At 73.7% G+C, this 19,022-nt stretch carries 17 protein-coding genes; 6 read left to right on the top strand and 11 right to left on the bottom strand.

The features are described 5' to 3' along the window. Positions 1-113: 113 nt before the first annotated feature. The 5 genes from AB0B40_RS33025 to AB0B40_RS33005 are packed head-to-tail and all read right to left on the bottom strand — an operon-like array spanning position 114 to position 5,668. Positions 114-911 carry a type III pantothenate kinase gene (locus AB0B40_RS33025; RefSeq protein WP_345053517.1) on the bottom strand — a complete coding sequence of 266 codons (798 nt, stop codon included), beginning with the start codon at positions 909-911 and terminating at the stop codon, positions 114-116. Positions 912-916: 5 nt separating this feature from the next. After that, positions 917-1,894, bottom strand: a complete 978-nt coding sequence (nadC, locus tag AB0B40_RS33020) for a carboxylating nicotinate-nucleotide diphosphorylase (RefSeq protein ID WP_345053515.1) — start codon at positions 1,892-1,894, stop codon at positions 917-919. Positions 1,895-1,923: 29 nt separating this feature from the next. Further along, the gene (locus tag AB0B40_RS33015; protein WP_345053512.1) at positions 1,924-3,618 is read right to left on the bottom strand and encodes an L-aspartate oxidase; all 1,695 of its coding nucleotides are present in this window, start codon (positions 3,616-3,618) and stop codon (positions 1,924-1,926) included. Further along, a complete protein-coding gene (panC, locus tag AB0B40_RS33010; RefSeq protein ID WP_362267196.1) occupies positions 3,615-4,607 on the bottom strand; it encodes a pantoate--beta-alanine ligase in 993 nt (330 codons plus the stop codon). Before panC ends, AB0B40_RS33015 begins: the two co-directional genes overlap by 4 nt. After that, entirely contained in the window at positions 4,604-5,668 is a 1,065-nt protein-coding gene (locus tag AB0B40_RS33005; RefSeq protein ID WP_362267193.1) for a DUF2520 domain-containing protein, read from the bottom strand. Before AB0B40_RS33005 ends, panC begins: the two co-directional genes overlap by 4 nt. Before the next feature lie 186 nt (positions 5,669-5,854). On the opposite strand from AB0B40_RS33005, the gene AB0B40_RS33000 reads away from it, so the two are divergent. After that, the gene (locus tag AB0B40_RS33000; protein WP_362267191.1) at positions 5,855-7,069 is read left to right on the top strand and encodes a beta-eliminating lyase-related protein; all 1,215 of its coding nucleotides are present in this window, start codon (positions 5,855-5,857) and stop codon (positions 7,067-7,069) included. A 121-nt stretch (positions 7,070-7,190) separates the two neighbouring features. Here the strand turns inward: AB0B40_RS33000 and AB0B40_RS32995 are convergent, their stop codons facing one another. Beyond that, positions 7,191-7,421, bottom strand: a complete 231-nt coding sequence (locus AB0B40_RS32995) for a hypothetical protein (protein ID WP_345053502.1) — start codon at positions 7,419-7,421, stop codon at positions 7,191-7,193. A gap of 163 nt (positions 7,422-7,584) precedes the next feature. Between AB0B40_RS32995 and AB0B40_RS32990 the strand changes: the two genes are divergently transcribed. Then, positions 7,585-8,691, top strand: a complete 1,107-nt coding sequence (locus AB0B40_RS32990; RefSeq protein ID WP_362267189.1) for a DUF5937 family protein — start codon at positions 7,585-7,587, stop codon at positions 8,689-8,691. A 19-nt stretch (positions 8,692-8,710) separates the two neighbouring features. On the opposite strand, the gene AB0B40_RS32985 is transcribed toward AB0B40_RS32990, so the two are convergent. Beyond that, the gene (locus AB0B40_RS32985; RefSeq protein WP_345053496.1) at positions 8,711-9,382 is read right to left on the bottom strand and encodes a response regulator transcription factor; all 672 of its coding nucleotides are present in this window, start codon (positions 9,380-9,382) and stop codon (positions 8,711-8,713) included. A gap of 105 nt (positions 9,383-9,487) precedes the next feature. Next, the gene (locus tag AB0B40_RS32980; RefSeq protein ID WP_362267187.1) at positions 9,488-10,693 is read right to left on the bottom strand and encodes a sensor histidine kinase; all 1,206 of its coding nucleotides are present in this window, start codon (positions 10,691-10,693) and stop codon (positions 9,488-9,490) included. A gap of 118 nt (positions 10,694-10,811) precedes the next feature. Between AB0B40_RS32980 and AB0B40_RS32975 the strand changes: the two genes are divergently transcribed. Next, positions 10,812-11,969 (top strand): SAM-dependent methyltransferase, encoded by a 1,158-nt coding sequence (locus tag AB0B40_RS32975; RefSeq protein ID WP_362267185.1) that lies wholly within the window; start codon positions 10,812-10,814, stop codon positions 11,967-11,969. 42 nt (positions 11,970-12,011) lie between these two features. Here AB0B40_RS32975 and AB0B40_RS32970 read toward each other — a convergent pair whose 3' ends face one another. Next, on the bottom strand, positions 12,012-13,163 hold the full coding sequence (locus AB0B40_RS32970; RefSeq protein ID WP_345053489.1) for an NADH-quinone oxidoreductase subunit D: 1,152 nt from the start codon (positions 13,161-13,163) through the stop codon (positions 12,012-12,014). Positions 13,164-13,194: 31 nt separating this feature from the next. Between AB0B40_RS32970 and AB0B40_RS32965 the strand changes: the two genes are divergently transcribed. Together AB0B40_RS32965 and AB0B40_RS32960 are read left to right on the top strand one after the other, a co-directional pair. Beyond that, a complete protein-coding gene (locus tag AB0B40_RS32965) occupies positions 13,195-13,698 on the top strand; it encodes a PH domain-containing protein (protein WP_345053486.1) in 504 nt (167 codons plus the stop codon). Between the two features lie 146 nt (positions 13,699-13,844). Continuing rightward, the gene (locus tag AB0B40_RS32960) at positions 13,845-15,152 is read left to right on the top strand and encodes a PH domain-containing protein (RefSeq protein WP_362267207.1); all 1,308 of its coding nucleotides are present in this window, start codon (positions 13,845-13,847) and stop codon (positions 15,150-15,152) included. A 57-nt stretch (positions 15,153-15,209) separates the two neighbouring features. Here AB0B40_RS32960 and AB0B40_RS32955 read toward each other — a convergent pair whose 3' ends face one another. Together AB0B40_RS32955 and AB0B40_RS32950 are read right to left on the bottom strand one after the other, a co-directional pair. Then, positions 15,210-16,589 carry a hypothetical protein gene (locus tag AB0B40_RS32955; RefSeq protein WP_345053483.1) on the bottom strand — a complete coding sequence of 460 codons (1,380 nt, stop codon included), beginning with the start codon at positions 16,587-16,589 and terminating at the stop codon, positions 15,210-15,212. A 100-nt stretch (positions 16,590-16,689) separates the two neighbouring features. Next, a complete protein-coding gene (locus AB0B40_RS32950) occupies positions 16,690-17,817 on the bottom strand; it encodes an alpha/beta hydrolase-fold protein (protein ID WP_345053481.1) in 1,128 nt (375 codons plus the stop codon). 227 nt (positions 17,818-18,044) lie between these two features. Between AB0B40_RS32950 and AB0B40_RS32945 the strand changes: the two genes are divergently transcribed. After that, positions 18,045-19,022 (top strand): phosphatidylglycerol lysyltransferase domain-containing protein (locus tag AB0B40_RS32945; RefSeq protein WP_362267181.1); only part of this gene is annotated, 978 nt, incomplete at its 3' end.

The following is a 19,022-nucleotide window of genomic DNA, read 5'->3' as shown; positions in this document are numbered from 1 at the left end:
CTAATCGGACAAAAGTGACGGATCGGAACGTTGTTTCGGAGCGTGTCGTTCCGGGGTTCCCTCGTCCGGGGCCACCGGTGAGGCCGGCACCCGGGCGGGGCGCCGGCCGTCCCTCACAGCCGTGACACGTTCCGCTCGTACACCAGGCGCAGCCCGATCAGGGTCAGCCACGGCTGGTGCTCGTCGATCACCGCGGACTCGCCCAGCACCACCGGGGCCAGGCCGCCCGTGGCGATCACCGTGACGTCGTCCGGGTCCTCGGCCAGCTCCCGGGCCATCCGGCTCACCACTCCGTCGACCTGCCCGGCGAAGCCGTACACGACGCCCGACTGCATGGCCTCGACCGTGTTCTTGCCGATCACGTTCCGGGGCCGGGCCACCTCGATCTTCCGCAGCTGCGCGGCCCTGATCCCGAGGGCCTCCACCGAGATCTCGATACCGGGCGCGATGACCCCGCCGACGTACTCCCCGCGCGCGGAGACCGCGTCGAAGGTGGTCGCCGTGCCGAAGTCGACGACGATCGCCGGACCGCCGTACAGCTCGTTCGCCGCGACCGCGTTGATGATGCGGTCGGCGCCGACCTCCTTGGGGTTGTCGAACTGGATCGGCACGCCCGTCTTCACGCCCGGCTCCACCAGCACCGCGGGTACGTCGCCGTAGTAGCGCCGGGTCACCTCGCGCAGCTCGTGCAGCACCGACGGGACGGTCGCGCAGATGGCGATGCCGTCGATCCCGTCGCCCAGCTCCTCGCCGAGCAGCGGGTGCATGCCCATCAGACCGTGGAGCAGCACCGCCAGCTCGTCCGCCGTACGGCGCGCGTCCGTGGAGATGCGCCAGTGCTCGACGATGTCCTCGCCGTCGAACAGGCCGAGGACGGTGTGCGTGTTGCCGACGTCGATCGTGAGGAGCATGGCCGTTACTCCGCCTCGCGCAGGTCCAGGCCGATGTCCAGGATCGGCGAGGAGTGGGTGAGCGCGCCGACGGCCAGGAAGTCCACGCCGGTGTCGGCGTACGCGCGCGCGTTGCCCAGCGTCAGCCGCCCGGACGCCTCCAGCAGGGCACGACCGCCGACGATACCGACGGCCTCCGCGCACTCGCCGGGCGTGAAGTTGTCGAGCAGGATCAGGTCGGCGCCCGCGTCCACGACCTCGCGCAGCTGGTGCAGGGTGTCGACCTCGACCTCGATCGGCACCTCCGGGAAGGTCTCCCGTACGGCCTTGAAGGCCTGCGCGACGCCGCCGGCGGCGACCACGTGGTTGTCCTTGACCAGGGCCGCGTCGGACAGCGACATGCGGTGGTTGACGCCCCCGCCGCAGCGGACGGCGAACTTCTCCAGCGAGCGCAGCCCCGGCGTCGTCTTCCGGGTGTCGCGGACCTTCGTGCCGGTGCCCTCCAGCGCGTCCGCCCACGCGCGCGTGGCGGTCGCGATGCCGGACAGGCGGCACAGGATGTTCAGCGCGCTGCGCTCGGCGGTGAGCAGGTCACGCGTGCGCGTGGTGACCGACAGCAGCTTCTGCCCGGCCTCGATCCGGTCGCCGTCCTCGACGTGCCGCTCGACCTCGAACTCGTCCGTGCACACCACGGAGAGCACGGCCTCGGCGACCCGCAGGCCGGCCACGACGCCCGCCTCGCGCGCGGTGAAGTCACCGGTGGCGACGGCGTCCTCCGGGATGGTCGCGACGGTGGTCACGTCCACACCGCCGTCGAGGTCCTCCTGGATGGCGACATTGGCGATGTCCTCGACCTCGACGGGGTCGAGTCCGGCAGCGGCCAGCAACTCGGCGAGCGCGGGGTCGAGCCCGCACTCCAGGTACTCCTCGTCGCCCTCGGCGCCGCAGGCGCAGCCGTCACCGCAGCCGCCGTCGGGGGCCAGAGGAAGGTCGTCGGTGCTCACGTTCGTCACTGCTCCTGGGCACTGGGGTGTTACCGGGTAGGGGGGAAGTCTGCGGTGTCCGTGGTCCGTACGGCCAGCGACCGGTCGGGATTGAGCCGTACGACGATGTGGCGCCGCCAGTCGTCGTCGCGCTCGGCGCGGTCCTCGCGCCAGTGGCAGCCGCGGGTCTCCTCGCGCAGCCGGGCGGCGGCGACCAGGACGCGGGCCACGCACAGGAGGTTGGTGGCCTCCCAGGTGTCGACGCCGGGCTCGGCGGTCTTGCCGTTCTCGTCCAGGGCGTCACGGGCGTCGGCGTGCAGCCGCTGGAGCTGCTCGGCGGCCCGGGCGAGGGACTCCTCCGAGCGCAGCACGCCCGCGCCCTCGGTCATGACCCGCTGGATGGCGAAGCGGGTCTCGGGGGCCAGCAGCGGGTGCGCGGGCGTCTCGGGGTGCGGGACCGGCGCGGGCACGCGCGCGTGCAGGCCGTTCCCCGCGCGGGCCGCGACGATGTCGTCGGCGATCCGCTCGGCGTAGACGAGGCCTTCGAGGAGGGAGTTGGAGGCCAGCCGGTTGGCGCCGTGCACACCGGTGCAGGCGACCTCGCCGCACGCGTACAGGCCCGGGACCGTCGTACGGCCCCGCGCGTCGGTGCGCACACCGCCGGAGGCGTAGTGAGCGGCCGGGGCGACCGGGATGGGCTCGGTGACCGGGTCGATGCCGTGGGCGCGGCAGGCGGCCAGGATGGTCGGGAAGCGGTGCTCCCACATGCCGGCGCCGAAGTGCCGGGCGTCGAGGTACATGTGCTCGGCGCCCTGCTCCAGCATCCGCCGCAGGATGCCCTTGGCGACGATGTCGCGGGGCGCGAGCTCGGCCAGTTCGTGCTGGCCCGCCATGAAGCGCACGCCGTCCCCGTCGACCAGGTACGCGCCCTCGCCGCGCACCGCCTCGGAGACGAGCGGCTGCTGGCCCTCGACGTCCGTGCCGAGGAACAGCACGGTCGGGTGGAACTGCACGAACTCCAGGTCGCTGATCTCGGCGCCCGCGCGCAAGGCCAGCGCCACGCCGTCGCCGGTCGACACGGAGGGGTTGGTGGTCGCCGAGAACACCTGGCCCATGCCGCCGGTCGCGAGCACCACCGCGGGGGCGTGCACGGCGCCCACGCCGTCGTGCTGGCCCTCGCCCATCACGTGCAGCGTGACCCCGGCCGTACGGCCGTCGGCGTCGGTCAGCAGGTCCAGCACCAGCGCGTTCTCGATGGTGCGCACCCCACGCGCGCGTACGGCCTCCACGAGCGCCCGGGAGACCTCCGCGCCGGTGGCGTCCCCGCCCGCGTGCGCGATCCGGCGCCGGTGGTGGCCGCCCTCGCGGGTGAGGTGGATGTCGCCCTCGTCGTCGGTGTCGAAGTGGGCGCCGGTGGAGATCAGCCGCCGTACGGCGTCGGGGCCTTCGGTGACGAGGATCCGCACGGCCTCCTCGTCGCACAGCCCCGCGCCGGCCACCAGGGTGTCCTCCAGGTGCTGGTCCGGGGTGTCGCCCTCGCCGAGGGCCGCGGCGATGCCGCCCTGCGCCCAGCGCGTGGAGCCGTCGTCCAGGCGGGCCTTGGTGACGACGACCGTCGTCAGCCCCGCGGCCTCGCAGCGCAGCGCCGCGGTCAGGCCGGCCACTCCGGAGCCGACGACGACCACGTCCGCCGGGATGCTCCACCCGGGCGCGGGTGCGTGCAGTCGTATGCCTGTGCTGGTCACGAGGCGGCTCCGAAGGTGAGAGGAAGGTTGTCGATCAGCCGGGTCGTGCCGACCCGGGCGGCGACGGCGAGGACGGCCTCGCCGGTGAAGCCGTCGCCGATCTCGGTGAAGTCGGCCGGATCGACCAGCGCGAGGTAGTCCAGCCGCAGCGGCGGGTCGAGACGGACGGCCTCGTCCAGGACCTGGCGGGCGGCGCCGCGGACGGCCGCCGGGCCGCCGGGCGCGGCGGTGGCCACCGCGTGCGCGTCGGCCGCCGCGCGGGACTCGCCTATGGCGCTCAGGGCCTCGGCACGCGCGTGCGTGGAGGGCACTTCCCTGGCCCGCGCGCGCAGCGCCTCCTGTGCCGCGTGCCGGTCGCGGCCGGCGAACAGCGCGCGGGACAGCGCGAGCGCGGTACGGCGCTCGTCGGCCGAGAGGTAGCGGTTGCGGCTGGACAGGGCGAGCCCGTCCTCCTCGCGCACGGTGGGTACGGCGACGATCTCGACGCCGAAGTTCAGATCCCGCACCATGCGCCGGATGAGGGCCAGCTGCTGGGCGTCCTTCTGCCCGAACAGGGCGGCGTCGGGGCGGGTGAGGTGCAGCAGCTTGGCGACGACGGTGAGGACGCCGTCGAAGTGGCCGGGCCGCGAGGAACCCTCCAGACGCTCGCCCATGGGCCCGGCGGAGATGCCCACCTGGGGCCGGCCGCCCGGGTAGACCTCGTCCACGGAGGGTGCGAAGACGGCGTCCGCGCCCGCCTGCTCGGCGAGCTTCAGATCGGCGTCCAGAGTGCGCGGGTAGCGGTCCAGGTCCTCCCCCGCACCGAACTGCAGCGGGTTGACGAAGACCGTGACGACGACCTCACCGTCCGGGCCGGCGATCTCGCGCGCGGAGCGGATGAGGGTCGCGTGACCCTCGTGCAGCGCGCCCATGGTCATCACGACGGCACGACGGCCTTCACGCACGCGCGCGTGCAGCTCTTCGGCGGTGCTCAGCAGGGCGGTGGTCATCGGTCGTTCCCCTCGGTGCCGGTCGAGCCGTCGGTGCCGTCAGTGCCGTTCGGGCCGGTTGTGCCGTCCGTGCCGTCGGTGCCGTGCGGGCCGCTTGTGCCGTCCGTGCCGCTCGGGCCGCCGGCCGCGTCGCCCCCGTGGCCTGCGTCGCCTGCGTGGCCTGCGTCGGCGAGTACCCCGAGGAGGTCCTCGGCGAGTTCCGGCTTCAGCAGGCCGGTGGCGAGGGCGCGGTCGGCGGTCGCGCGGGCCATCGCCAGATAGCCCGCCACGGTCTGCGGGGCGTGCCTGCGCAGCTCCGTGACGTGCGCGGCGACCGTGCCGGCGTCTCCGCGCGCGACCGGCCCGGTCAGGGCGGCGTCGCCGGAGCGCAGCGCGTTGTCCAGGGCGGCGCCGAGCAGGGGGCCGAGCATCCGGTCGGGCGCGCCCACACCGGCCGCGCGCAGCAGCTCCATCGACTGGGCGACCAGGGTCACCAGGTGGTTGGCGCCGAGGGCAAGGGCCGCGTGGTACAGCGGGCGGTCGCGCTCGCTGATCCACTCCGGCTCGCCGCCCATCTCGATCACCAGGGCCTCGGCGGCCAGCCGCAGCTCCTCGGGCGCGGTGACGCCGAAGGAGCAGCCCGCGAGGCGCTGGACGTCCACGGGCGTGCCGGTGAAGGTCATCGCCGGGTGCAGGGCCAGCGGCAGCGCGCCCGCGCGCAGGGCCGGGTCGAGGACCCGCGCGCCGTACCGGCCGGAGGTGTGCACGAGCAGCTGTCCCGGCCGTACGGCGCCGGTCTCGGCGAGTCCGGCGACCAGGCCGGGCAGGGCGTCGTCGGGCACCGTGAGCAGCACGAGGTCGGCGCGCTGGAGGACCTCGGCGGGCGGCACCAGCGGGACACCCGGGAGCATGGCCTCGGCGCGCCTGCGGGAGGCGTCGGAGACACCTGAGACGGCCACCGGGCGGTGCCCGGCGAGCTGGAGGGACGCGGCGAGCGCGGGGCCCACCCGGCCGGCGCCGACGACACCGACGGTGAGCCGCGCGGGGCGGTCCCTGAGGTCTGGCTGGTGGACTGTACTCACGCGACGACGGCCTTCCCGTTCCAGTCCGCACTGGGTACCGGACGATTTCTCGTCATGTTAACGCTATCTCGGTCCGGTGCCGACCGGTTGTCCACAGGCTGTGGGTTTCGCCACGCCGTCCCGGGGGCCCCTCGCCGGGCGGAAATGCCAGTGCCCCCCTCGGCCCCGGCACGGCATGATCACGGCATGACGGACACGGCTGAGCAGAACACCGACCGGGAGACCGAGCAGACCGGGCAGACCGAGCAGGAGGCGGAAGGTTCGGCACGGGAGCGGTTGCGGGACCGGCGCGTGGCGGCCCACCGGCGGGCCCGGCGCACCCTGTCCCGCGCGGGCTGGCAGGGCACGATCGGCGAACGTCTCGCGCTCCTGACGGAGGCGGCGCCCGAGGCCTACGACCTGGACGAGCCGGCCGACGTCTACGGCACCCGGATCGTGGCCGCCCTGGAGCGGCGGGTCGCCACACTGCTCGGCACGGAGGCCGCCGCGTTCTTCCCGACGGGCACCATGGCCCAGCAGGTGGCGCTGCGCTGCTGGGCCGGCCGCACCGGCGACCCGACGGTCGCCCTGCACCCGCTGTCCCATCCCGAGGTGCATGAGCGGAACGCGTTCAGCCAGGTCAGTGGCCTGCGTCCGGTCAGGGTCGGCTCCGGGCCCCGGCTGCCCACTGCGGCCGAGATACGCGACTTCGAGGAGCCCTTCGGGGCGCTGATGCTGGAACTCCCCCTCCGGGACGCCGGCTTCGTGCTGCCCACCTGGGAGGAGCTGACCGAGGTCGTCGAGGCGGCGCGGGAGCGGGACGCGGTGGTGCACTTCGACGGCGCGCGCCTGTGGGAGTGCACGGACCACTTCGGCCGCCCCCTGGAGGAGATCGCGAGCCTGGCCGACAGCGTCTACGTGTCGTTCTACAAGTCGGTCGACGGCTTCGGCGGCGCCGCGCTCGCCGGCCCGAACACGCTGGTCGAGGAGGCGAAGACCTGGCGCCACCGGTACGGCGGCACGGTCTTCCAGCAGTTCCCGACCGTCCTGTCCGCGCTCATCGGCCTGGACCGTGAGCTGCCCCGGCTGCCGGAGTACGTGCGGCACGCGCGCGTGGTGGCCGAGGCGCTGCGGGAGGGTTTCGCGGCGGCCGGGGTGCCCTGGGCCCGCGTCCACCCGGAGGTGCCGCACACCCACGAGTTCCAGGTCTGGCTGCCGTACGCGCCCGAGGTGGTGGCCGAGGCGGCCGTGCGCCAGGGCGAGGAGACCTCGGTGATGCTCTTCCCGGACGCCTGGGACGCCAAGGGCCCCGGCCTGGCCTGCACGGAGGTCACCGTCCGTGCCGCCGGCCTGGAGTGGACGGCCGACGACGTCCGCGCGGCCGTGCGGGACTTCGCGGACCGCCTGCCGGACACGGCGTAGCGGAGCACACCGGGCCCCGGCCGGCCGGGCGTGCCGGGGCCGCGCCGGGGCGGGCCGAGCGCGCCAGGGACGGCCGAGCGCGCCGGGCGCCCGGATCAGCCGAGTGCGCCGGGCCCCCGGATCAGCCGAGTGCGCGGGGGTTCAACAGGCGCGCGAAAGGGCGCACCAGGCGTGCGAGAGCGTGCCGGAGCCGCCCGTGCGCCGGACGGCCGGCGATCACCGCGCGGAAGCGGCGGTAGTCGCGCAGCTCGCGGAGCACGTCGACGTCGTGGCGGCCCGGTACGGGCGGCTCCGGCTCGCCGTGCCGACGGGCGCGGTAGCTGTCGAGGAGGTACTGCTGGGTGATGCTCATGGCGGACGGCCTTCTCGGGACGTTGAGTGATCGCTGACTGCTCGGGCTCCGCGGCTGCCCCGGCGCTCTCCAGACTGCGCCGCTCCGCGCGGCACGTCGCGTCGATTGACGTCACCCGTCAATCGAGGACCTGGTTGTCGGTGGCGGCGGGCACCATGGGGGCATGAGCGTGCGCATCGACATCGCGGGGCTGCGTCCGGAGAGGGTCGCCGCCGTCACCTCGCCCCTGGCCGAACTGGGCATGGCGCTGCACGCGCTGTCGGAGCCGGGTCACCACCCCGGCCTGCAGGGCTGGGTGACCGGTGTGACCACCCGGCTGGACTCGCACCTGGCCGACCGGATGTGCGAGGCGGACTTCCTCTGGCGCTCGACCTTCTCGGACCTGTTCCTGCCGTTCGCGGGCGTCGCGGGCCGGGACACGCTGCCCGGTGCCACCCTCGCCGAGGACCTGGACCTGCTGGACAAGCTGACGGACGAGCAGTTCGTGGACGCGGCGATGGAGTTCACCTGCGCGCTGCCGTACTGTTCGCGCGGCCCCTCCGCGCTCTCCGACCCCGAGGTGCGCCGCCGGGCGCTGGAGCTGGCCGCCTCGCGCGGGCCCCGGCAGGTGCGGTTCACCGAGCGGCTGCTGGCCGATCCGCCGAGGATCCGGGACTGGCTGCGGCAGTTCGTGCGGGACTGCGACGAGGCGTTCTTCGCGGACACCTGGGCCAGGCTGCGGCACCAGCTCGCGGCGGACGCCCGTCTCAAGACGGACCTCCTGCTGCGCCGGGGCCTGGCCGAGGCGCTGGAGGCGGTGTCGCCCACCGTGACGCTCGACAGGGAAGCCGCCACGATCACGGTCGACAAGCTGGGCAGCGGCCGTTCGGCCACGGCGGACGGCGGTCTCCTGCTCGTTCCGACGAGCCTGGGCTGGCCGCACCTGAGCGTCCTGCACCGGTACGGCTGGCAGCCGGTGCTGCACTACCCGGTCGGCTCACCCGAACTGGCCGCCCCGCCCTCGGTGGAGCAGCTCGCGCTGCGGATGAGCGCCCTGTCCCACCCCGTGCGCATGCGGTTGTGCCGCCATCTGGCGCGCAGCGCCTACACCACCGGCGAACTGGCCCGGATCCACGGGATGACGGCTCCCGAGATATCCCGGCACCTCGGCTCGCTGAAGAAGGCGGGCCTGGTCACCACCCGCCGCCGCGGCCGGTACGTGCTGCACCAGCTCGACGTCACCGTCGTCGCCCGGCTGGGCAGTGACTTCCTGGAGGGCATACTCCGGTAGCGCGCCCCACCGCCTCCGGTCAGCCGTGGCCGCCCGCGCGCACCAGCCCCGTCTCGTACGCCAGCACCACCACCTGCACCCGGTCCCGGAGGCCGAGCTTGGTCAGGATGCGGCCCACATGGGTCTTCACCGTCGCCTCGCTCAGCACCAGCCGGGCCGCGATCTCTCCGTTGGACAGGCCCTGGGCGACCAGCACCATGACCTCGCGCTCCCGCTCGGTGAGCCGTTCCAGCTCCTTGTGCCGGGGCTCGTTGCCGGCGGAGGGCAGCATCGGCGCGAAGCGGTCCAGCAGCCGCCGGGTGGTGGAGGGTGCCACGACCGCGTCACCGCTGTGCACGGCGCGGATCGCGGCCAGCAGATCGCCGGGCGGCACGTCCTTGAGCATGAAGCCGGAGGCGCCCGCCTTCAGCCCGGAGAAGGCGTACTCGTCCAGGTCGAAGGTGGTGAGGATGAGCACCTTCGGCGCGTCCGGCTCCGCGCAGATCCGCCGGGTGGTCTCCACGCCGTCCAGCTTCGGCATACGGACGTCCATCAGGATGACGTCGACGGCGGCTGACCGCAGCACCTGGAGGGCCTCCACGCCGTCGCCCGCCTCCGCGACGACCTCCATGTCCGGCTGGGCGGCGAGCACCATCCGGAATCCGGTGCGCAGCAGCACCTGGTCGTCGACGAGCATCACGCGGATCGTCATCGGGTCCTCTTCCGTGTCTTCGGTTGCCGTCCCTGCCGCCGTACGGCGTCACAGGCCACGGTCGCCAGGGGATTGCGGGGGGCGTACAGGGGGCGTGCGGCCGGGTCAATGCGCCGGTTTGAGCGGGAGCAGCGCGCTGATGCGGAATCCTCCGCCCGGACGCGGCCCGGCGTCCAGGGTGCCGCCCACCATGCCGACCCGCTCGCGCATGCCGATGAGGCCGTGCCCCCGCCCGTCGACGCCACCGTCCTCGTACAGCTCGTGCGGGGCGCCCTTGCCGTCGTCCTCGACCAGCAGGCCGAGACCGTCGTCGAAGTAGACCAGCCGTACGCTCGCGCCCGCGTTGGGCCCGCCGTGCTTGCGGGTGTTGGTGAGCGCCTCCTGCACGATCCGGTACGCGGTCAGCTCCACGCCGCTGGGCAGCGGGCGCGGGGTGCCCTCCACCTTGAAGTCGACCGGGAGGCCGGAGCTGCGGCACTGCTCGACGAGGTCGTCGATCTGCTCGACGTCGGGCTGCGGGACGTACTCGCCGCTCTCCTGGTGCTCACCGGTGCGCAGCACACCCAGCAGGCGGCGCATCTCGGCCAGGGCCTGGCGGCCGGTGGAGGAGATCGTCTCCAGGGCCGCCTTCGCCTGGTCGGGTGCGGCATCCATGACATAGGCGGCGCCGTCGGCCTGTACCACCATCACCGACACGTTGTGTGCGACCACGTCGTGCAGCTCGCGCGCGATACGGGCGCGCTCGGCGGCCACCGCGACCTTCGACTGGGCCTCGCGCTCCTTCTCCAGACGGGCCGCGCGCTCCTCCAGCTGGGCGAAGTAGGCGCGCCGGGTGCGCACGGAGTCGCCGAGCACCCAGGCGAGGGCGAAGGGCACCGTCTGGAAGACCGCTATGGCGATCTGCCCGGCGAAGCTGCTGTGACCGGTCGGCCAGCGGATCTCGGCCACGGTCGCCGCACAGAGACTGACACCGAGCGCGAGCCGCGAGGACCAGAGCGCGCCCGTCGCCGCGACAGTGTAGGTGATCACCAGCATGGCGAAGTCGGCGGTGGTCGTCTCGACGTCCAGGACCAGCTGGGCCAGCCCTGCCCCGAGGGCGAGCAGCAGCATCGGCTCGGGAAGACGACGGCGCAGCGCCACGACGACGCACAGCGCGGTGGACACGGCAATCCCCGCGGCCACCGAGCCGTGGTGACCGCGCACCCCGTCGAGCGTGACCACGCTCAGCCCCGACACACCGAACAGGACGACGGCCCAGAAGGCGTCGACCCACGTCGGGTGACGGCGGAGGAAGTCATAGAGGCGCTGCACGTAACCCAGAGTAGGGAAACCGGACAGGTGCAGGGGTCAACCGGAGGGCCGATCCGCGCCCCGCGCGCGTACTCCGCAAGGTGGAGGCGGTGATCATCTGTGCGCCTACGCTGTCCCGGTGACGGATGAGACGACAGTGGGGGGCTTCCGCGGGAATTCCCGTCGGCGCGGCTGGCGCGCGGCGGCCGAGGAGGCGCTGTACGGGCCCGGCGGCTTCTACCGGCGCCCGGAGGGGCCGGCCGGTCACTTCCGCACGTCCGTGCACGCCTCCCCGCTGTTCGCACGCGCCGTGGCCCGGCTGCTGTGCCGGGTCGACGAAGCGCTGGGGCGGCCCGCGGTGCTGGACTTCGTCGACATGGGCGCCGGGCGGGGGGAACTGGTCACCGGGGTGCTCGCCGCCCTGCCGGCCGACGTGGCCGCACGCGCGCGTGCGTACGCCGTCGAGATCGCCGACCGCCCCGCCGGCCTGGACGAACGGGTCGTCTGGCTGGGCGGGCTCCCGGACGCGGTCTCCGGGCTGCTGTTCGCCAACGAGTGGCTGGACAACGTCCCCCTGGACGTCGTGGAGGTGGACTCCGCGGGCGTGCCCCGGCTGGTGCTCGTCGCGGAGGACGGCTCCGAGCGGCTCGGGGAGCGCGTGGCGGGCGCCGAGGCCGACTGGCTCTCGCGCTGGTGGCCGCTGCCGGCCGAGGAGGGGCTGCGGGCGGAGATCGGGCTGCCCCGGGACCGGGCCTGGGCGTCGGCCGTGGACCGGGTGGTGCGGGGGCTCGCGGTGGCCGTGGACTACGCGCACACCGCGGACGCGCGCCCTCCGTTCGGGACGCTCACCGGCTTCCGGGAGGGACGCGAGAGGGCACCGGTACCGGACGGCTCGTGCGACATCACGGCGCATGTGGCACTGGACGCGTGCGCGGCGGCGCCGCGAGCACGCACGCGGGACACCACACGCACGCCTCCCCCTCCGGCGCACATGCCGTCCCGCACGCGGCCGGACACGGCGCAGGGGACCGGCGAAGCAGCGCGCGACCTTCCCGGCGCGCGCCTGCTCACGCAACGTGCCGCCCTGCGCGCCCTGGACATCACCGGCGCGCGCCCTCCGCTCGCGCTGGCGTCCACAGACCCTTCCGCCTACGTACGCGCCCTCGCGAGTGCCGGTGAGGCCGCCGAACTCACCGCACCGGGCGGCCTCGGGGACTTCGGCTGGCTGCTCCAGCCCGTCGGCATCCCGGACCCCCTGGGCCCGGACCCGGGCCTCCGGGAGCCGCCCGCCCGGTGAGCCGGGCCCCGCCGTCCGCCGTCGGCCCACCCCGGGCGCGGCCTACTTGTCGATGTCGCCGACCACGAAGAACAGCGACCCCAGGATCGCCACCATGTCGGCCACCAGCGTCCCCGGCAGCAGCTCGGTCAGCGCCTGGATGTTGTTGTACGAGGCCGAGCGCAGTTTCAGCCGGTACGGCGTCTTCTCACCCTTGCTGACCAGGTAGTAGCCGTTGATGCCGAGCGGATTCTCGGTCCACGCGTACGTGTCGCCCTCGGGCGCCTTCAGCACCTTGGGCAGCCGCTGGTTGACCGGCCCGGGCGGCAGCTGCGCCAGCCGGTCCAGGCAGGCGTCGGCGAGGTCCAGGGCGTTGTGGGTCTGCTCCAGCAGGACCTCGAAGCGGGCCAGGCAGTCACCCGCGTCCCGGGTCACGACCTTCAGGACGTCCTGGAGGTCGCCGTAGGCCAGGTACGGCTCGTCGCGGCGCAGGTCGAAGTCGACGCCGGAGGCTCGCGCGACCGGCCCGCTCACTCCGTAGGCGTGCACCGTCTCCGGAGCGAGCGTCCCGACCCCGCGCGTGCGTCCCCGGAAGATCTCGTTGCCGAGCACCAGGTCGTCGAAGACGTCCATGCGCGAACGCACCGCGGCGACGGCTTCACGCGCGCGTGCCGTCCAGCCGGCCGGGAGGTCCTCCTTGAGGCCGCCGACGCGGTTGAACATGTAGTGCATGCGCCCGCCGGAGACCTCCTCCATGACGTTCTGGAGCACCTCGCGCTCCCGGAACGCGTAGAACACCGGCGTGATCCCGCCCAGCTCCAGCGGGTACGAGCCGAGGAACATCAGGTGGTTCAGCACCCGGTTCAGCTCGGCCAGCAGGGTGCGCGTCCACACCGCCCGCTCGGGGACCTCCATGCCGAGCATCCGCTCCACGGCGAGGACCACGCCCAGCTCGTTGGAGAACGCGGACAGCCAGTCGTGCCGGTTGGCGAGCACGATGATCTGCCGGTAGTCGCGTGCCTCGAAGAGCTTCTCGGCGCCCCGGTGCATGTACCCGATCACCGGCTCCGCGCGCACGATGCGCTCCCCGTCCAGCACCAGCCTGAGCCGCAGGACGCCGTGCGTGGACGGGTGCTGGGGTCCGATGTTGAGCACCATGTCGGTGCTCTCCGCCGCGCCGCCGATACCGACCGTGGTCTCCGTCGTGGGAGTCATGGCCCCAGTTTCCCCTACGTACGCTGGCCTCATGGAAACGGGGAGCCCGGAAGGGACTACAGCACCGGCGGACCAGCTGGTGTGGCGGGGTGTGCAGCCCGGTCTGCTGCGCGTGCGCCGGCTGCTGCTGGCGGTGTGGACGGGGGTGCTCACGGCCGTCGCGGGGCTGGTGCCGGGGCTTCTCGCGGGGCCCTCCTGGGCGGCCTGCGCGCTGCTGCCGCCGGTGTTCGCCGCCTGGTGCTGGCGGCTGCTGGGGCGCAACTGGCGCTCCTGGCGGTACGCCGAGCGCGCCGACGACCTGCTGATCAGCCGCGGTGTCCTGTGGCGCGAGGAGACGGTGGTGCCGTACGGGCGGATGCAGCTGGTGGAGGTGACCTCCGGACCCGTGGAACGGCGGTTCGGGCTGGCCACCGTACAGCTGCACACGGCCGCCGCCGCGACCGACGCGACCATCCCCGGCCTGGACCCAGCGGAGGCGGAACGACTGCGCGACCGGCTCAACGAGCTGGGCCAGGCACGATCGGCGGGCCTGTGACATCCCCGGCCGACGCGGACGGCGGCCCTGCGACGCCCCCGGCCGGCACGAACGGCGCGGACCCCACAGCCGGCACGGACCACGCGACCGGCGCGGACCACGCGACCGGCGCGGACCACGCGACCGGCGCGGAGTCGACCGGCGGCATACCGGAGCGCCCGCCCGTCACCGAGCGCCGGCTGCACCCGGTCACGCCCTTCCGCCGGGCCTGGGCGCCGCTCGCCGTGCTGGCCGGCTGGGCGGCGCACGACCCGGGCGGCGCCCAGGAGCAGCTCGCGCGGCTGACCCACACCATGCTCCTGCTGGGGCTCGCCGTGCTGGTGCCGGCGGCCGGCCTCTACGGCTTCCTGTCGTGGTGGTTCACGCACTACGCGGTCACCGACACCGAGCTGCGCATACGCACCGGACTGCTGTTCCGGCGCACCGCGCACATCCGGCTGGAGCGCGTGCAGGCCGTGGACGTCTCCCGTCCGCTCCTCGCGCGCGTGGCGGGCGTCGCCAAGCTGCGGATCGACGTCGTCGGCGCCGACGACAAGGACGAGCTGGCCTTCCTGAGCGAGCGGGAGGCGCGCGACCTGCGCGCGGAGCTGCTCGCGCGCGCGGCCGGTTTCGCCCCCGAGACCGCGCGTGACGTCGGAGAAGCACCGGCGCAGGCGCTCCTGCGCGTGCCCCCGCGCGAGCTGGCACGCTCCCTGGTGCTGACGGGCGCCACCTGGGGCTCGCTGTGCGCCGCGCTGGTCGTCCCGACCGTGCTCTGGCTCACCACCCAGAACGTGTGGACGGTCCTCGCCAGCGCCCTGCCCCTGCTCGGCGCGGCCGGCGCGAGCAGTGTGGGCCGGTTCGTCTCCGAGTTCGACTGGACGGTGAGCGAGTCCCCGGACGGCCTGCACATCGACCACGGACTGCTCGACCGTACCCACGAGACGGTGCCGCCCGGCCGGGTGCAGACCGTACGGATCGTGGAGCCCCTGCTGTGGCGGCCGTGCGGCTGGGTGCGGGTGGAACTGGATGTGGCCGGCTCCGCCAACTCGGTGCTGGTCCCGGTCGCCCCGCGCGCGGTGGCCGAGTCGGTCGTCGCGCGCGTGCTGCCCGGCGTGACGGTCCCGCGGGAACTGTCGCGGGCGCCGCGCCGGGCCCGGTGGTGCGTGCCGGTACGGTGGCGCGGCCACCGGCTCGCGGTCACCGGCACCGTGTTCGCCGCCCGCAGCGGCCTGCTGTGCCGCCGGCTCTCGCTGGTCCCGCACGCCAAGGTGCAGAGCATGCGGCTCACCCAGGGCCCGTGGGAGCGCTGCTGGGGGCTCGCCGACGTCCACGTGGACACCGGTGCCGGCAAGACCGTGACGGCCCGTCTGCGGGACGCGGAGGAGGCCGCGCGGCTCCTCGACGAGCAGGCGGAGAGGTCCCGTACGGGCCGCAGGGACGCCCTCCCGGACCGCTGGATGACGGCCGGCTGACCGCCCGTCAGCCGTACCCGGACACGCACCTCGTGCCCGGGTACGGCTGACGGCGGCTCAGGAAGCCGCGCTGCGCAGCCCCTGGATGTCGATCTGCTCGGTCTCGTCGTGCGCCGTCAGGTCGATGACCTGACCGACTCCCCGGGACCGCTCGTCGGCGGGCTTGAACCCGGCCTCGGCCTCGGCCTTGTGCACCGCGAGGGCCTCGGGGCCGACCACGTCGGCGAGGTCCTCGTTCTGCACGGAGTCCCATGTGGCCTTCGACGCGCCCTTCTGGGTGCCGAAGAAGTCGAAACCGCCCTCCACCACCGGGCGCCGTGCCGGACCGGACGGTACGACGGCCACCGCGGTCGGCACCGTGAAGTGCCCGGCGGGCGGCCGGCCCACGGCCGGGGCGGCGGCTCCGGCCGCCGACGGAACGCCGGCGCCGTCCCGCACACCGTCCCGCACGCCGTCCGGGGCGCCCTTCTCTCCGGCCGCGGGCACGGCCTCGGCCACGGCGCCCTCGGGAGCTTCCGGCTCGGCCGTCTCCGGCGTGCCGGTCACGGGCGCGCCCGGCTCCGGGGACTCGTGCCGGACGGCCACGGGCTCCGCCGCCGCAGGCTCGTCCTCCTCGGGGCCGGCCTCGGACGCCGTGGCGCCCTCGCCCGCCTGCTCCGCCCCCACCGCACCCGCGGGCTCGCCCGCGGACCGGGACTCGTTCACCGAGCGGGACTCGCCCACGGACCCGGCCGGGGCCTCCCGGTCGAACCGGGCCAGAGCCTTCAGCGCCTGCCGGTACAGCGGCGCGCCCTCGGCGGAGAACACCACCGACGCCGCCGGCCTGCCCCCGGACGCCCCGGAAGCCGCGGAAGCCGTGGACGACTCGGAAGCCGTGGACGACTCGGAAGCGCCGGACGCCCCGGAGGCCGTCGCGGACTCGCCGCTCCGCGCGGGCGGCAGGGCGGGCAGCGACGAGGCCGCGGGGCCCGCTCCCGAGGGCGCCGCCTCGATCTCCAGCAGCCGCCGCCCCTCCAGGGCGCTGGCGCGCTCGGTCTCCGCGGTGGCGTACCGGCGCAGCAGGGCGGCGTGCTCGTTGCGCAGGCCGGCCAGTTCGGCCCGCTTGGCGCGCAGCCGCTGCTCCAGCTTGGTGCGCAGTTCGCGGGACTCCTCCAGGTCGGTCTCCAGCTCGGCGACCCGCTCCTCGTACCGCCACTCGTCGCCGGCACGCGCGCGGGTGAGTTCGGCGACCTGCCTGCCCGCCTGGGTGTCCCAGCGGCGCAGCACGACCGCGCCGGCGACCGCCGTCGCCGCGGCGACGGCGGCCAGCGCCCGCAACACCGTGGCCCCGGAGAACGCCCAGGGACCCAGCGCGCAGACGACGGACACGCCGGCGATCGCCGAGGGAGGCAACAGCCGGTGCAGAGGAGGGGAATGGCGGTGGCGTCCACGTGGCATGGCCAGAAACTTACCGCGCGTAGGCGAACCGTGGGCCCCCGCCCCGCAAAAAACCCCGCTGTACCTCGGGGACCTCACGGGGCGTCAGGGGCACGGCTGCTCAGTGGTCGACGAGCCGCCCGCTCATCCACTGGAGCGTCGGCGGGATCTCGCGCCGCCAGGTGTTGAAGTTGTGTCCGCCGCTCTGGAGGATGATCGAAGAGATCCGGGTCCGGTTCGTGGCCTGGACACGCTCGATGAACTTCATCGTGTCGTTGTAGTTGTGCTCACCGACCTTGCTGCTGGTGACGAGCAGCGAGGTGTCCGGCGCGGGCTCGTGCCGCAGGAGCCACCACAGGTCGGCGCGGTTCCGCAGCTTCTTGTCGCCGTGGAAGAGGTCACCGGTCGTGGGGTCGATCGGCGCCTTGTAGTACGGCGAGAGGCCGGCGCCGGCCGTGTACACGTTGGGGTGGTGCATGGCGAGCTTGAGCGCGCAGTAGCCGCCCGTGGAATCCCCGATGACGCCCCAGCTGCCGGGCTGCTTGCCGCCCCGGTAGTGCGAGAGGACGGCGTCCGGCAGGTCCTTCGCGAAAAACGTTTCCGCCTGCGGTCCGCCCGGCACGTCCACGCACTCGGTGTCCCGCGGCGGTGCCACGGTCGGCCGCAGCATCACCAGGATCATCGGCTGCATCTGCCCGTCCTTGGCCATCCGCTGCGCCGTGCTCGGATAGTTCAGCTTGGTCACCAGCGACTTCGCCGTGCCCGGGTAACCGGTCAGGACGACCGCCACCGGGAACGTGCGCTTGCGGTACTGCGGCTGGAAGTACTCCGGCGGCAGATACACGTAGGCCGGCGCGCCGATATGCGTCGTACGGCCGACGATGTCCACCTTCTGGACCTGCCCGCCCGTCTCCGGCCGTGTGGCGCGCACACCGGGCACATCGGAGGTGGAGACCACCTGGAGCGGGCCGCCGGTGCTGCCGTTGACCGAGTGGTCGACGACGACTCCCGTGTCCGTCTCCGTGCCGAACAGGTCGGCCCAGCTGGCGTAGAAGCCGAATGCCTGGTTGGCGGCGAGTCCGACCGACACGAAGAGTGCCACCTGAGTGAACAGCATCAGACCGACCCGTCCACTGACGGCCCGCCAGCTCTGCCGGGCCAGGCGCGGCCACAGCCACACCGTGCCGATGAACAGCGCGGCGGCGACGACTATCGCCAGCACCAGCACTTTGTTGCTCGTGAGACCCATGAGCTGTTTCCTGCCTGCGCTTTCCGCCCGTGTGTGCCCACGCATGGTCGCGAGGGTTTGCCCGGGGCTTTCCTTTGCCTTTGACCGGACTTTCCGGTGGGGAGTGAACCTCTCTCCCCAAGACACCGTCCTAGAGGGCGCAATGTCGCCGGATGCCCCGATCGGCACCGGGTTCAAGGACTCTCGCAGAACTACGGGATACGATGTCTATCAGGATAGATGGGGAAATGTCGGACGGGGTTCCGGGCCGATCGAGCCGGACGCGGCGCATGCTGCGCGGCCCTCGCCCCGATGCCGTTCCCGCACTCGTCAGCCGGGCAGCCGCGCTCGTGGGCCTCCTGGACATTGCCGCGGGCGTGTTCCCGCGTTTCCGGCACAGCCGTATGCACGCCCTGGCCGAGGTGCTGCCGGGCTCCTTCGGGCCCTTCGCGGCGGCACTCTCGCTCAGCGCGGGCGTGCTGTTGCTGCTGCTCGCGCACGGGCTCAAGCGGCGCAAGCGGCGGGCATGGCGGGCCGCGGTGGCACTGCTTCCCGCGGGCGCCGTGGCGCAGTTCGACTACCGGCACTCGGTCATCGGCGTACTCATCGCGGTCGCGCTGCTCGTGCCACTGCTGCGCCACCGCGACCAGTTCGCCGCCCTGCCCGACCCCCGCAGCAGGTGGCGCGCGCTCGCCAACTTCGTCCTGATGAGCGCCGGTTCCCTGATGCTCGGCCTCGTCATCGTAAGCGTCCACCCCCACCGGACCATCGGCGACCCCAGTCTGGCCGACCGGCTGACGCACGTCATCTACGGCCTCTTCGGCTTCGAGGGCCCCGTCGACTACCAGGGCAACACCTCCTGGACCGTCGCCTTCTCCCTCGGCGCGCTCGGCTGGATCACCGCGGCCACCACCATCTACCTGGCCTTCCGCCCGGAACACCCGGCCGCCCGCCTCACCGAGGAGGACGAGACCAAGCTGCGCGCCCTGCTGGACAAGCACGGCAGGCGCGACTCGCTCGGCCACTTCGCGCTGCGCCGCGACAAGGCGGTCGTGTTCTCGCCCAGCGGCAAGGCCGCCGTCACCTACCGGGTCGTCTCCGGTGTGATGCTCGCCAGCGGCGACCCCATCGGGGACGTCGAGGCCTGGCCCGGTGCCATCGAGCGCTTCATGGACGAGGCCAAGGCCCACTCGTGGACGCCCGCCGTCATGGGCTGCTCGGAGACG

The organism is Streptomyces sp. NPDC042638, assembly GCF_040647235.1.
GTDB classification, from domain to species: Bacteria; Actinomycetota; Actinomycetes; order Streptomycetales; family Streptomycetaceae; genus Streptomyces; species Streptomyces rameus.
Note: the sequence above shows the minus strand (reverse complement) of the source record. Positions and strands in the feature narration are given on the sequence as shown.